The organism is Janthinobacterium sp., assembly GCF_031995485.1.
Taxonomy (GTDB): domain Bacteria; phylum Pseudomonadota; class Gammaproteobacteria; order Burkholderiales; family Burkholderiaceae_D; genus Janthinobacterium.
This window is the reverse complement of record NZ_DAMAGB010000047.1, coordinates 30487-44093: the sequence shown is the minus strand read 5'-3', so window position 1 is coordinate 44093 and position 13607 is coordinate 30487. Positions and strand designations below refer to the sequence as shown.

The window sequence follows — 13607 nt, the reverse complement described above, 5'->3', positions numbered from 1 at the left end:
CTAGATGACTTTTTCTGCAACTTCACGCACCGGCGCCGGCGTAGTCACCCTGGCAACAGCGCTGCTGCTGGGCGGCTGCGCCAGCCGCGGCCCGCTGCCGACCTATTATGACTTCGGCCCGCCGGCCTCGCCGGTTGCCGCCGTGGCGCCAGCCGCCGCGCCGGCGCTGCCGGTGCTGGTGATCGCCGACGCCAATGGCCCGTCATGGCTGGATAACCAGCGCATGTATTACCGCCTGCTGTATGCCGATGCGCAGCAATCGCGCCCGTATGCCTACAACCGCTGGAACACGCCGCCGCTGCAGCTGCTGAGCCAGCGCCTGAAAACCCGCATCGCCCAGGGCGGCATCAAGGTGCTGGCGACCACCGATGCAGCCGCCGGCATACCGCTGCTGCGCATCGATGTCGATGATTTCTCGCAGAACTTCGATACCGAGAAGCAAAGCAGCGGTCAAGTGACCTTGCGCGCCTCGCTGTTCCGCGGCCATGTGCTGGTCGACCAGAAAACCTTCAGCCGCAACAGCCGGGCCGGCAGCGCCGATGCGCAAGGCGGCGCCCAGGCGCTGGCCTCGGCCTCGGACGCCATCGCCGCCGACCTGCTGGCCTGGCTGGGCACGCTGACCATCCCGAAAGAATGACACCGGCCGCAGCCCACGCCCATCCGCAGGCGGCGCCACCGCATCCACCTGCGCCCCGGCGCTCGTCGCCTGTTTCGCGCGCGGCGCTGCTGGCCTATGTGTTCCTGATCGTCTACGCCAGCTGGTTCCCGTTTACGGGCTGGCACAGCAATGGCTTGTCGCCGCTGACGTTTCTTGAAAACACCAAGATGCCGCGCTACTGGACCGGTTTCGACGTGGGCGTCAATATCGTCGGCTATATTCCGCTCGGCACGCTGATCGTGTATTCCCTGTTTCCGCGCGTGACCTGCTTCCTGGCGGTGCTGCTCGCCACGCTGTGCGGCATGTTTATTTCCGGCAGCATGGAAGCGGTGCAGACCTACCTGCCCAGCCGCGTGTCCTCGAACCTCGATTTCTATACCAACTCGGCCGGCTGCTGCGTCGGCGCCATTATCGGCGCGCTGTCGGCGCGCTGGCTGCTCGACCGCAGCCGGCTGCTGCGCTTGCGCCAGCGCTGGTTCGTCCAGCATGCGAGCCAGGGCCTGGTGCTGGTCGCGCTGTGGCCGCTGGCGCAGATCTATCCGCAAGGCTATCTGTTCGGCCTGGGCCAGCTGCTGCCCATCCTGTCGGACTGGATGTCGACGCTGATGGGCATGGAAATTGACCTGGCGTCCTACCTGCGGCCCGATACCGTGCTGACGGTCGAACAATACTGGCTGTCGGAAACCATCATTACGGCCTGCGGCATGACGGGCGCCGCATTGGCCCTGCTGTGCCTGCTGCGCCGCGCCGCGCCGCGCGCCATGCTGGTAATCGCCCTGATCGTCACCGCGCTGCTCATGCGGGCCATGGCCAGCGCGCTGCTGTTTTCGCCGCAGAATGCGTTCGTGTGGATCACGCCGGGGGCGCAGGGCGGCTTCCTGATCGCCATCATCATGCTGGGCGGACTGGCGTTTGCACCGCATGTGGCGCAGCGCCGCATCGCGGTGGCGACACTGCTGCTGAGCCTGGTGATCGTGAATATCACGCCGATCAACCCCTACTTCATGTCCACCCTGCAAGGCTGGGTGCAAGGCAAGTTCCTCAACTTCAATGGCGCGGCCCAGTTCCTGGCCCTGCTGTGGCCGTTCATCGCGCTATGGTTCCTGTGGCTGCCGTCGCACAAGCTGAACCGCCAGGAAGAACTGCAGCGACAGCGGCGCGAAGACCATCCATAAGCGTTATCATGGCGCACAGACCAACCGCAGGAGTACGGAAATGAGCGACGCCCCCTATTTTGAACGCCACGTTTTTTTCTGCATGAACAAACGTGAAGACGGCCGCAACAGCTGCGGCGACCACGGCGCCGACAAAGCGCAAAAACATTGCAAGCGCCGCATCAAGGACCTGGGCATGAGTGGCGCAGGCAAGATCCGCATCAACCAGGCCGGCTGCCTGGACCGCTGCGAAGAAGGCCCCGTGCTGGTCATCTACCCGGAAGGCACCTGGTACACCTATGTCGACAACAGCGATATCGATGACATTATCGATACCCACCTGGTCGGCGGGAAAGTCGTCGAGCGCCTGAAGATTTGACGCCAACTTAAGAGACAATTAAGAGAGAAGCACCAGTATGAGCCTGATGAACCGAAATTCCGAAAAATTCACCCTGGCCGGCCATGCCGGCAGCATGGAAGGCCTGCTCGACTACCCGGCCGACACGCCACGCGGCATCGCCTTGGTGGCCCATCCGCACCCGCTGTACGGCGGCACGATGGACAACAAGGTCACGCAAACCCTGGCGCGCGCGTTTGTCGCGCTCGGCTATGTGGTGGCGCGCATCAACTTTCGCGGCGTGGGCGCCTCGGAAGGCGTGCACGACCATGGCGCTGGCGAAACGGACGACATGCAATTGTTGTATGAGCACATGCGCAGCCTGTATCCGGGCCTGCCGGTGGCGCTGTCCGGCTTCTCGTTCGGCACCTATGTGCAGTCGAAACTCAATGAACGCTTGACTGCCGCCGGCGAGCCGGCCGAGCGTCTGGCGCTGATCGGCAGCGCGGCTGGCAAATGGGCGATGGCCGACATTCCAGCCGACACCATCCTGATCCACGGTGAACTCGACGACACGATTCCCCTGTCCGCCGTGTTCGACTGGGCGCGGCCGCAGGATATTCCCGTCATCGTGATTCCCGGCGCCGACCACTTTTTCCACCGCAAGCTCAATCACATCAAGCAGCTGGTGATTGCCTTGTGGCATGGTGACAAGCCGGCAATTGCAGCAGATGAGCCTTGAAGTGTGGGCTTACTGCTGCTTCCACGGCTATAATTGATCCGTTTTTTCCACGCGGCCATGTCATCAACAACAGCATGGCCCTCAGCCTTCACCTTTTTTCGCAGACCAGCCTCCATGAAAAAACTTTTAGCGGCACTGGCCTCCAGTGTATTTTTCCTATCCGCCGCCTTTGCGCAGACCGTTCCGGCCCCGACCATCGCCGCCAAGTCCTGGCTGCTGCTCGACGCCACCAGCGGCCAGATCATTGCCTCGCAGGATCCGGATGCGCGCATCGAACCGGCCTCGCTCACCAAGATCATGACGGCCTACCTGACGTTTGCCGCCATCCGCGAAAAGAAACTGGCGCTGGACCAGAAAGTGAATGTCTCCACGCGCGCGTGGAAAGTGGACGCCAGCAGCTCGAAAATGTTCATCGACCCGGCTACTCCGGTGTCGATCGATGACCTGCTGCATGGCCTGATGATTCAATCGGGTAACGACGCCGCCGTCGCGCTGGCCGAAGCCGTGGCCGGCGATGAAGGCACGTTTGTCGTGCTGATGAACCGCGAAGCGCAGCGCATGGGCTTGAAAAATACGCATTTTGCCAATCCGCACGGCCTGCCCAGCCCTGAAAACTATTCCACGGCGCAAGACCTGTCCGTGCTGGCCAAGCGCGTGATCGCCGACTATCCGGAATTCTATAAAATCGATTCGATCAAGAGCTTTACGTACAACAAGATCACCCAGCCTAACCGCAACCGCCTGCTGTGGCTGGACCCGACCGTCGACGGCATGAAAACCGGCCACACGGAAGCGGCCGGCTACTGCATGATCGCCTCGGCACGCCGCCCGGGCGGCTCCGGCGAGCGCCGCCTGATCTCGGTAGTGCTGGGCACCACCTCCGACCAGGCCCGTACGCAGGAAAGCCAGAAGCTGCTGAACTGGGGCTTCCAGAACTTCGACACCGTCAAGCTGTACTCGAAAGGCCAGGCCGTGGCCACGCCGGAAGTGTGGAAAGGCTCGAAGAGCACGGTAAAAATCGGCTTTGCCAACGACGTGCTGGTCACCGTACCGAAAGGCACGGCCGCCAAGATGAAGCCGGTGCTGGAACGCAAGGATCCGCTGGTGGCACCGCTGCCGCAGAACGCCGCGGTCGGCAAGCTGAAAATGGTGGTGGACGGCAAGACCCTGCTGGAACTGCCAGTGGTCGCGCTCGAACCGATCACCGAAGCCTCGATCTTTGGCCGCGCCTGGGATTCGATGCGTTTGTGGATGAAATAAGCAGTAACGCAATAACAAACAGCCCGCCGCAATGCGGGCTTTTTTTTGCCTTGCGCAAGGCTATAATCTTTCAGATCAGCCAGTCGCCACTCTCGGAAAGCCAGCCCATGACCCATGTTTTTCCCGCCAGCCTGCAAGCCCCGCGCAGCCGCCTCTCACCGAATGGACTGGAACTGTCGCGCATCGTGGCCGGCATGTGGCGCATCGGCGAATGGAATATGTCGGCGCAGCAGCGCCTGGCGTTCATCGAGCAGTGCATGGCGCTGGGCGTGACCAGTTTCGACCATGCGGACATCTATGGCGACTACAGCGCCGAAGGCCTGTTCGGCGAAGCGCTGGCGCTGCAGCCGGGGCTGCGCGACAAAATGGAGCTGGTCAGCAAATGCGGCATCAAGCTGCTTTCGCCGCACCGGCCCGGCCATGCCATCCAGCACTACGATACCAGCGCGGCCCATATCACCAGCTCGGTCGAGCAGTCGCTGCGCCAGTTGCGCACCGACCGGCTCGACCTGCTGCTGATCCACCGCCCCGATCCGCTGATGGATTTCGACGAGATCGCCAGTGCGTTCAGCGAGCTGAAAACTGCGGGCAAGGTACTGCACTTTGGCGTGTCGAACTTCAGCCGCCACCAGTTCGAGTCACTGCACCGGCGCTTTCCGCTGGCCACCAACCAGGTCGAATTCTCGCCGCTGCACACACAGCCCGTGTTCGATGAAACCTTCGATGGCCTGCAGGACCTGGGCATTGCGCCGATGGCCTGGTCGCCGCTGGCCGGCGGCCGGCTGTTCCAGGGCGGCGACGCGAATGTGGAAAATTTGCGCAATGTGATCAAGGATATTGCCGACGAACTGCAGCGACCATTCGCCAGCGTGGTGTTTGCCTGGATCATGCAGGTGCCATGCAAGCCGCTGCCGCTGACGGGCACCGGCCGCATCGAGGCGGTGGGCGTGGCCGTGGAAGGCACGCAGTTCACGCTCAGCCGCAGCGACTGGTTTGCCATCCTGCGCGCGGCAAGAGGGCATGAAGTGGCTTAATCGATTTCGTCGGGGTCGTTGAATACTTCAGGCAGAGCAATCCCGCGCCAGCCCAGGTGCCACGCCAGATTCAGCGCCAGGGTGACGGCGATATACACGGCAAAGAAGAAGGCAAAGAAACTGGTCTTCAGCCACACCAGCATGCCGACGGCCACCGCCACCACCAGCAGCAGAGCCAGGCTTTTCTTCTGCTTGGAGCTGGGGAAGCGCAGGGTCGACACCATCAGGCTGCCCACGCCGACCAGCAGCAGCATCAGCAGATAGCTGTGCAGCTGGCTGTCGATCGGCGCCGGCCAGGCCACCACCACGGCCGCCACGCAGGCGGCGCCGGCGGTGATCGGCATGCCGACAAAATACATCGGGTCGGTCCTGCCCACGTTCACATTGAAGCGCGCCAGGCGCATGGCGCCGCAGGCAACAAAGAAGAAACTGGCCATGCCGCCAAAGCGCAGCAGCAGCGGATCGTGCACGCCCATCTGCACGAAGCCGTAGCAGTACAGCAGCACGGCCGGCGCGCAGCCGAAATTCATCACGTCGGCGATCGAGTCGAGCTGCATGCCGAAGTCGGAGCCGGTGCCCGTCAGGCGCGCCACGTAGCCGTCGAGCGCATCGAACACGCCGGCCAGTACCAGCAGCGCGGCCGCCAGGCGGTAGTCGGCCGGGTCGCCCGTACCGGCGTTGTCGACCGAAATGACGATGCTGGCGAAGCCACAGGCTATCGACAACAAAGTCACCATACTGGGCAAGGCGTACTTGGCGCGCTGCAGGCGCGACTTGGGCAAGGTAGTCAAATTAGGGGCAATCAAAAAAATCGGTGGAAAAACAGTGACATGGCGAATAAAACAATGCGTCCATTCTACCCTGCGCAACAAGCTGCACACGACTGCACTTCTCTTTTCTGCGCGCCGCAAAAATACCTTAGAATCAGTTCACAGGCGCCAATTCCAGCCATCTCGGCAGTTTCTTTCTCGTTCATACAGGAGTCAGCTTGATCGCCTCGTTCCAGCATAGCAAATCCCTTGTTCCCGCACTGTTGATTGCGGTCCTGCTTGCTGCCTGCGGTGGCGGCGGTGGCGGCGACAGCGGCAGCTCCACGGTATCGACGGCCACGCCGGGGCCGCAACTGATACAGGAGACCGGCGCGCCGTCGATGACGGGCAATATCGCCACCGATGGCTACAACTGGATCAATTACCGGCGCAGCCAGGTCGGCCTGGCCGCCCTGACCCGCAACAGCCTGATCGACACGGCGGCCCAGGGCCATTCCGACTACCTGAAAGCCAACAGCACCGTCTCGCACGACCAGGTTGCCGGCAAAACCGGTTTCACGGGCACCACGCTGGCGGACCGCTTCGTCAAGGCAGGCTACACCCTGAACCGATCCAATTCCTATGCCTATGGCGAAGTGATTGCTGGTGCGGCCAACAATTCCGGCTTTTACCTGGCGGAAGAATTGATTACCGCCATCTATCACCGCTTTGCCATCTTTGAACCGGTCTTCAAGGAAGCGGGCGCCGGCGCGGCCATGGGCGCCAACGGCTATGCCTACTTCACGGCCGACTTTGCCGCCAACAATGGCTATGGTCCGGGCCTGGCGGCCGGGCAACTCGCTACCTACCCGGTCAGCGGCCAGCTCAAGGTGGCCACCAGTTTTTCCAGCGATAACGAAGAGCCCGATCCGGTACCGAACCAGGATATCGTCGGCTATCCGATCAGCGTGCATGCCAATATCTACGACATGCTCGGCGTGACGGCATTTACGGTACGCCAGCGCGGCGCCACCAGCGACCTGACGGTGCGGCTGCTGGAGCACGCCACCGACACCCAGACGCCGGCCGCCGGCGCCGCCATCATTCCGCTGGCGCCATTGACGGCCAACACCACCTATGACGTCAGCTTCAGCGGCCGGCTGAACGGCGCCAACATCACACGCAGCTGGTCATTCACGACACGCTGATCAAGAGATCAGGGAATAAGGGCCAACCGGGGCGATGGCAGGATGTAAAATGGCGGCATCTGTTTTTTGCAATCGACCCGCTTTCGCTCCCGGCAGACAGGCATGATGACACCACCAGCCACTGGCGACGATGCCGCCACCGCATCCGACACGGCCCGCCTACTCGATGTCGAGAGCGGCCTGGGCCGCATCATGGGCGACCGCCCCCTGTACCTGAAAATCCTGCGCCGCTTCCTGCACGACCACGGCGCCACACCGTGCCAGATCCACGCCGAATTCGCTGCCGGCGACTATGCCGGCGCGCGCCTGCGCACCCACACGCTCAAGGGCGCCGCCGGCATGATCGGCGCGGTCCAGGTCCATGGCCTGGCCAGCGCCCTGGAGATGGCGCTGCGCGCCCAGGCGCCCGACCTGGCGCAACAGGTGCAGCAGCTGGAACTGGCGCAGGATCAATTGCTGGGCGCCATCAGCAGCCAGCTCGGTACGCTGGAGGAAAGCCAGACGGCGGCGCAGGATGTGGCGCCCGACCCGGCCGCGCCCGCCATCCAGCTGTTGCTGGCGCGCCTGGCCAGCCATTTGCGCGAAGGCGATGGCGCCGCCATCGATATCCTGGAAAACTCGGCCAGCCTGCTGGCCGCCAGCCTGGGCGTCCATGTCTACCAGGAAGTGGCCGCCGCCGCGCATGAATTCGATTTTGAAAGCGCGCTGGAAGCTCTGCTGCGCCGGCGATAAGCCCTGTCAGCGGCTGAACTGCGCCTCTTCCGCATACGCCTCGCCGCAGCTCTTGCAGCAGAAACGCCGCACCGCATCGAGCGGCTTGTCGCAATACCAGCAAGCGCCCTTGGGCGGCAGCATGGTGGCCAGATGCAAAGGCGTGGGTGCCAGGCGCGTCGTCTCGATTTCTTCCCGCGGAGCTTGCAGCGGTTTGCGGTCCATGCCGGCCTCCTTTCCTGATTGCACTAAGTGCGTCAGGCAAGATTACGTCAGCGGCGATTGTGCTTCATGACAATTCTCAACCGCAACCGGTACGGTGACAATCTTGCTCCATAGCACTACAATCAAGACCCTTCGATTGCCGGCCCACCTCCCCATGAAATCATCGCTGCTGTTGTCGTCCTGCCTGCTGCTCACCGCCTGCGCCACGCCAGTGGCGCCGACCAGCTATACACTCAATTCCGGCGCCGAACGCACGCCCGAGCAGCTGGCGGTGGTATTCGAACACGCGGACCTGACCTTTCGCGTCGATCCCGCGCAGCGCAGCATTACCGGCGACGCCCGCCTGACATTCCTGGCCAGCGCGCCGCTGACGCGCTTTGCGCTGGACCTGGACCGCAATCTGCCGGTCGACACCGTCGAAGTCGATGGCCAGCCGCTGGCGCCACAGGACTATGCCAATCCCGAGGGGCGCCTGAGCATGACCTTGCCGGCCACCATCGCCGCCGGCCAGCGCACCACCATCCGCGTCAGATATCACGGCGTGCCGCACGTGGCCGTGAAAGCGCCATGGGATGGCGGCATGGTGTGGTCGAACACGGCGGACGGCGCGCCATGGGTGGCCAGCGCCGTGCAGGGCGAAGGCTGCGACCTGTTCTGGCCGTGCATCGACCATCCGATGGGCAAGGCGCAGCTGATCGACCAGCATATCCAGGTGCCGTCGCCGCTGGTGGCGGCCGGCAATGGCGTGGCGCTGGGCATGGACGAAAAAGATGGCTGGCGCACCTGGCACTGGCGCGCCAAACACCCGAGCACGTATGGCATCGCATTGAATATCGCGCCGTACCGCACGATGCAGGGCGAATACGCGAGCCGCTACGGCAACCGCATTCCGCTGCAATTCTGGTATCTGCCGGAAAGCGAAGCGAAGGCGCGCGGCTTGTTCGACGAATTGCCGCCCATGCTCGACTTTTTTGAAAGCGTGATCGGCCCCTACCCGTTCGGCGACGAGAAAGTCGGCATTGCCGAAACGCCGCATAAAGGCATGGAACACCAGACCATCAATGCCTACGGCAACAAGTATGCGAAAACCGGCTATGGCTACGACGAGTTGCTGCAGCACGAATTTGCCCATGAATGGTTCGGCAACCAGTTGACCAACAGCAACTGGGACGACATGTGGCTGCACGAAGGCTTTGGCAGCTACATGCAGCCGCTGTACATGCAATACCTGCGGGGCGACCAGGAGTATTTTGCTTCGCTGCAGCAAATCCGCACCGGCATCCTGAACAAGGCGCCGATCGTGTCGGGCAAGCCGAAGACGGAAGAAGAAGTGTATGACATCAAGAAAGGCGGTCCCGGCGGCGATATCTACGCCAAGGGCGCGCTGGTGCTGCACACGCTGCGCGGGCTGATCGGCGACGATGCGTTTTTCCGCGCCGTGCGCCTGCTGGTGTATGGCACCGAGCAGCCGCTGCCGGGGCAGTTCCAGCCGCGCTACGGCAGCACCACGGAATTCATGGCCATCGTCAACAAGGTCACGGGCGGCAACTACGACTGGTTTTTCCAGGTCTATCTGTACCAGGCCGCGCTGCCGGAACTGTCCGCCGTGCGCGACGGCGACACCTTGCGCCTGGCATGGAAGACGCCGGCCGACCTCCCCTTCCCGATGCCGGTGGAAGTGCGTATCGGCAAGGAAATCCAGACCGTCCCCATGGCGCTGGGTTTCGGCGAACTGCATCTGCCAGCCGGCGCCACCTATACGCTCGACCCGCATTCACGCGTGCTGCGCCGCGCCGAACATATCGAGCAATTCCAGAAGTTCAGGGAAGAGCAGGCGAAGGGGAAGAAGGGGTGATGTGAGGTAGCATTTTTTTGACCCCGGCCGTTTCGCTGTCAGGGCTGAATGCAACAAACACTCCTATTTCCGAAAACTCCTGACCGCATCATTCGCGTGGTCATCGATCACTTTCCTGATCTCCGGCTGTTTTGCATATTTCACGCGCAAGCGCTTCAGCTGCTGCTGCGCCGCCCCGCACGACTGTTCGATGGCCTGCGTGATTTCGCGCTGGCGCGCCTTGTCGTTGTCGTCCCACTCGCCGGCGAAGTGCTCGCACATCTCGGCGTTGTCGATAAACTTTGCCACATCAGCCGGCAATTTTTGCTTTGCGCCGGCCAGCAAAGGCAGGCTCAGCAACAGCGCGAACAGCAGTTTCATCAAAGCTCCTTATTTGCCGATACAGAACCGGCTGAAAATCACGCCCAGCAGGTCGTCCGGTGAAAATTCGCCGGTAATGCTCGACAGCTGCACCTGCGCCAGGCGCAGTTCTTCGGCGAACAGGTCCAGCGACTGGTCGTCCTGGGCTGCGTGCTGGGCCGCGATATCGAGGTGCTTGCCGGCCGATTTCAGGGCGATCAGGTGGCGTTCGCGCGCCAGGTACAGCGATTCGCCCGTCTGTTGCCAGCCGGCGATACGCAGCAATTCGGCGCGCAGCAGGTCGATGCCGATATGTTCATGCGCCGACAGGTAGACGTGGGTCGCGTCCGGCAAGGCATCGACGCTGGGCTTGTGGCCGGACAAATCGATCTTGTTCCACACGCGCACCACCGGTACGCCTTCGGGGAAGGCGGCGACGATGGTTTCGTCGGCCAGCGTCGGGCCGTGATCGGCGTCCAGCAAATGCAAAATCACGTCGGCCTTGCCGATTTCGCCCCAGGTACGCTCGATGCCGATGCGCTCGACGGCGTCGATGGTGTCGCCGGCGCTGCGGATGCCGGCCGTGTCGATGATGTTCAGGGGAATGCCCTCGATCTGGATCGTTTCGCTGACCTTGTCGCGCGTGGTGCCGGCGATCGGCGTGACGATCGCCACGTCGGCGCCGGCCAGCGCGTTCAGCAGCGACGACTTGCCCACGTTCGGCTGGCCGGCCAGCACCACATTCAACCCTTCGCGCAGCAGCGCGCCCTGCGCCGCCTGGGCAAACACCTTGTTCAAGGCCTCGATCACGGCCTTCAGCTGGCCGCGCGCGTTCGATTTTTCCAGGAAGTCGATCTCTTCTTCCGGAAAGTCCAAGGTCGCTTCGACCAGCATGCGCAGTCCCGTCACCTGCTCGACCAGCGCATGGATGGTGTTCGAGAACGCGCCCGACAGCGATTGGGAGGCGGATTTGGCGGCCGCTTCGGTCGAGGCGTCGATCAGGTCGGCCACGGCCTCGGCCTGCGCCAGGTCCAGCTTGTCATTCAGGAAGGCGCGGCGCGTGAATTCGCCGGGCTCGGCCAGGCGCAAGCCGCTGTCGCGGCCCGCTTCCAGCACGCGCGCCAATAAGAGCTGAAGAACAACCGGGCCGCCGTGGCCCTGCAGTTCCAGCACGTCTTCGCCCGTGTACGAGTGCGGACCCTTGAAGTGGATGGCGATGCCCTGGTCGATAATGGCGCCGTCCGCTTCGGTAAACGGCACATAGGTGGCGTGGCGCGGTTTCAATGCCTGGGCACCGAACAGCGCGGCCATCAGGGGTGCGAGGTTCTTGCCGGAGGCGCGGACCACGCCGATGCCGCCGCGTCCCGGTGCGGTGGCGATGGCGGCGATAGGGGAGGAGTCGAGTTTCATGGGGATATTGTAATAGGTACGGGACTACCTGGGTGGCGGGATCGGACCCTGCAGGTCTGACCCCAGCTTTTGCCGTGGGGGTTTGGCCTTTTTTAACCCGATATCTTGAAGGCCGGGGTCAGACCCAAAGGGTCCGACCCCAAAAAAAGCCCGCACTAGGCGGGCTTTTGCTTCGCTAACCCTGCTTACACAGTGGCTGGCGCGTATTTCTTGGTGATCACCCATTGCTGGCCGATCGACAGGACGTTGTTGACGACCCAGTACAGCACCAGGCCCGACGGGAAGAAGAAGAACATCACCGAAAATGCCAGTGGCATGAACAGCATCATCTTCGCTTGCATCGGATCGGCAGGCGCCGGGTTCAGCTTGGTCGTGATGAACATCGAGATCGCGTACAGCACCGGCAGGATGCACCATGGGTCATGCTGGGCCAGGTCGGTGATCCAGCCGATCCATGGCGCGCCGCGGATTTCCACCGACGCGTTCAGCACCCAGTACAGCGCGATAAATACCGGCATCTGGATCAGGATCGGCAGGCAGCCGCCCAGCGGATTGATCTTCTCGGTCTTGTACAGCTCCATGGTGGCCTGGTTCATCTTCTGCGGATCGCCTTTGTAGCGCTCGCGGATCGCCTGCATCTTCGGCGTCACCAGTTTCATCTTGGCCATGCTGCGGTAGCCGGCGGCCGACAGCGGGAAGAACGCCAGCTTGATCAGGATGGTGAAGGCGATAATCGTCCAGCCCCAGTTGCCCAGTACGCTATGGATCTGTTCCATGACCCAGAAGATCGGCTTGGCGATAATCGTCAGCCAGCCATAATCCTTGACCAGTTCCAGGCCCGGCGACACCGGTTCGAGCAGGTGCGCGATTTGCGGACCCGAGTACAGCTTGGTATCGATCGCAGCCGATGCGCCCGGCGCCAGCGATGGCAGGGTCATCAGGTTGCCGATGGCGTAGGTGTTGGTGCCCAGCTTCTTGGTAAAGATGTCGCGCGAGATATTTGCCGGCGGCACGAAAGCGGAAACGAAGAAGTGCTGCGAGATGGCAAACCAGCCGCCGTCAGCCTTGGCCGGGTGCAGGGCCTTCATGGCCGTGTCCTTGCCGGTTTTTTCGTCTTCCACTGCCGCTTTTTCGATCTTCTCGAACGTCATCTTCTGGTACTTGTCCTGCGGCGTGTACAGGGTCGGGCCCGTGTAGCTGCTGTTGAAGAACGAGTCGCCGACCGGCTTGTTGCCGTCGTGTACCAGTTGCAGGTACAGCTGCGGCGTGACTGGCGCGGCGCCGACGTTGGCCACGTCATGGCGCACGTCGATCACATAGTCGCCGCGCTTGAAGGTATAGGTCTTGGTCAGCTTGACGCCGCCCTGCACCGCTTCCATCACCAGCTGGATCTGCTTGCCGTCGGCCAGCGTGCGTACGCCAGGCTGTACCGTAAAGCCGGTGTTGTGCGTCGGGAAAGGACCGCCCACCAGGCCCGATTGGGCCAGATAGGTGTGGTTTGCGCCTTCGTCGAACAGCACTTCGTTTTGCTTGCCTTCGTCAGGCTGGCACCACTTGAACAGGCCGAAGCAGCCACCGAACCAGCCCGGATTGCCCGCGCCCTTGAACTTCAGCAATTCCAGACGCTTGACCTGGCCACCCAATGTGTCGATATCGACCTTGATGACATCGGTGGTGATGGTAATCCGCTCATTTTTGAACACGGCAGGATCGGCATTCGCGCCAGGCAAGGCTGCCGCGCCATTGGCCGGCAAGGCGGCGGTGGCGGCAGGAGTGGTCGGCGCCTTGGCGGTCTGTTCCGTGTTCGCGGAGAACATCGACGGGCGACCGGTCGAGATCATCCATTCGTTCCAGAGAATTACCAGCGAGACGGAGAACACGATCCACAGGATGGTACGTTTATTGATATCCATTAGGGGTATTGG

General features: G+C 62.5%; 14 protein-coding genes. 9 read left to right on the top strand and 5 right to left on the bottom strand.

Features of this window, described 5'->3' with window-relative positions; translation table 11 throughout:
- Positions 1–4 precede the first annotated feature (4 nt).
- From RTQ46_RS21945 to RTQ46_RS21920, 6 genes are all read left to right on the top strand, one after another.
- On the top strand, positions 5–637 hold the full coding sequence (locus RTQ46_RS21945; RefSeq protein ID WP_312439710.1) for an ABC-type transport auxiliary lipoprotein family protein: 633 nt from the start codon (positions 5–7) through the stop codon (positions 635–637).
- Positions 634–1833: a VanZ family protein gene (locus tag RTQ46_RS21940; RefSeq protein WP_312439709.1), complete on the top strand. Its 1200-nt coding sequence runs from the start codon at positions 634–636 to the stop codon at positions 1831–1833. Before RTQ46_RS21945 ends, RTQ46_RS21940 begins: the two co-directional genes overlap by 4 nt.
- A 40-nt stretch (positions 1834–1873) precedes the next feature.
- Entirely contained in the window at positions 1874–2191 is a 318-nt protein-coding gene (locus RTQ46_RS21935; protein WP_312439708.1) for a (2Fe-2S) ferredoxin domain-containing protein, read from the top strand.
- 46 nt (positions 2192–2237) lie between these two features.
- On the top strand, positions 2238–2891 hold the full coding sequence (locus tag RTQ46_RS21930) for a serine aminopeptidase domain-containing protein (protein WP_312439707.1): 654 nt from the start codon (positions 2238–2240) through the stop codon (positions 2889–2891).
- Positions 2892–3005: 114 nt separating this feature from the next.
- On the top strand, positions 3006–4151 hold the full coding sequence (locus RTQ46_RS21925; RefSeq protein ID WP_312439706.1) for a D-alanyl-D-alanine carboxypeptidase family protein: 1146 nt from the start codon (positions 3006–3008) through the stop codon (positions 4149–4151).
- 107 nt (positions 4152–4258) lie between these two features.
- Complete coding sequence (locus RTQ46_RS21920; protein WP_312439705.1) at positions 4259–5185, top strand: aldo/keto reductase; 927 nt, start codon at positions 4259–4261, stop codon at positions 5183–5185.
- Here RTQ46_RS21920 and pssA read toward each other — a convergent pair.
- The gene (pssA, locus tag RTQ46_RS21915) at positions 5182–5952 is read right to left on the bottom strand and encodes a CDP-diacylglycerol--serine O-phosphatidyltransferase (protein ID WP_312439720.1); all 771 of its coding nucleotides are present in this window, start codon (positions 5950–5952) and stop codon (positions 5182–5184) included. The genes RTQ46_RS21920 and pssA overlap by 4 nt on opposite strands.
- Before the next feature lie 221 nt (positions 5953–6173).
- On the opposite strand from pssA, the gene RTQ46_RS21910 reads away from it, so the two are divergent.
- Entirely contained in the window at positions 6174–7142 is a 969-nt protein-coding gene (locus tag RTQ46_RS21910; RefSeq protein ID WP_312439704.1) for a CAP domain-containing protein, read from the top strand.
- Between the two features lie 102 nt (positions 7143–7244).
- Positions 7245–7874 carry an Hpt domain-containing protein gene (locus RTQ46_RS21905; protein WP_312439703.1) on the top strand — a complete coding sequence of 210 codons (630 nt, stop codon included), beginning with the start codon at positions 7245–7247 and terminating at the stop codon, positions 7872–7874.
- Between the two features lie 6 nt (positions 7875–7880).
- On the opposite strand, the gene RTQ46_RS21900 is transcribed toward RTQ46_RS21905, so the two are convergent.
- The gene (locus RTQ46_RS21900; protein WP_312439702.1) at positions 7881–8078 is read right to left on the bottom strand and encodes a hypothetical protein; all 198 of its coding nucleotides are present in this window, start codon (positions 8076–8078) and stop codon (positions 7881–7883) included.
- A gap of 154 nt (positions 8079–8232) precedes the next feature.
- Here RTQ46_RS21900 and RTQ46_RS21895 point away from each other — a divergent pair, with 154 nt between their 5' ends.
- On the top strand, positions 8233–9933 hold the full coding sequence (locus RTQ46_RS21895) for a M1 family metallopeptidase (protein ID WP_312439701.1): 1701 nt from the start codon (positions 8233–8235) through the stop codon (positions 9931–9933).
- Positions 9934–9996: 63 nt separating this feature from the next.
- Here the strand turns inward: RTQ46_RS21895 and RTQ46_RS21890 are convergent, their stop codons facing one another.
- The 3 genes from RTQ46_RS21890 to yidC all read right to left on the bottom strand — a co-directional run bounded on the left by RTQ46_RS21890 (position 9997) and on the right by yidC (position 13595).
- Entirely contained in the window at positions 9997–10293 is a 297-nt protein-coding gene (locus RTQ46_RS21890) for a hypothetical protein (RefSeq protein WP_312439700.1), read from the bottom strand.
- Positions 10294–10302: 9 nt separating this feature from the next.
- Positions 10303–11682, bottom strand: coding sequence for a tRNA uridine-5-carboxymethylaminomethyl(34) synthesis GTPase MnmE (gene mnmE, locus RTQ46_RS21885; protein ID WP_312439699.1), 1380 nt, complete (start codon positions 11680–11682; stop codon positions 10303–10305).
- A 185-nt stretch (positions 11683–11867) separates the two neighbouring features.
- Complete coding sequence (yidC, locus tag RTQ46_RS21880) at positions 11868–13595, bottom strand: membrane protein insertase YidC (protein WP_312439698.1); 1728 nt, start codon at positions 13593–13595, stop codon at positions 11868–11870.
- Between the last annotated feature and the right edge of the window lie 12 nt (positions 13596–13607).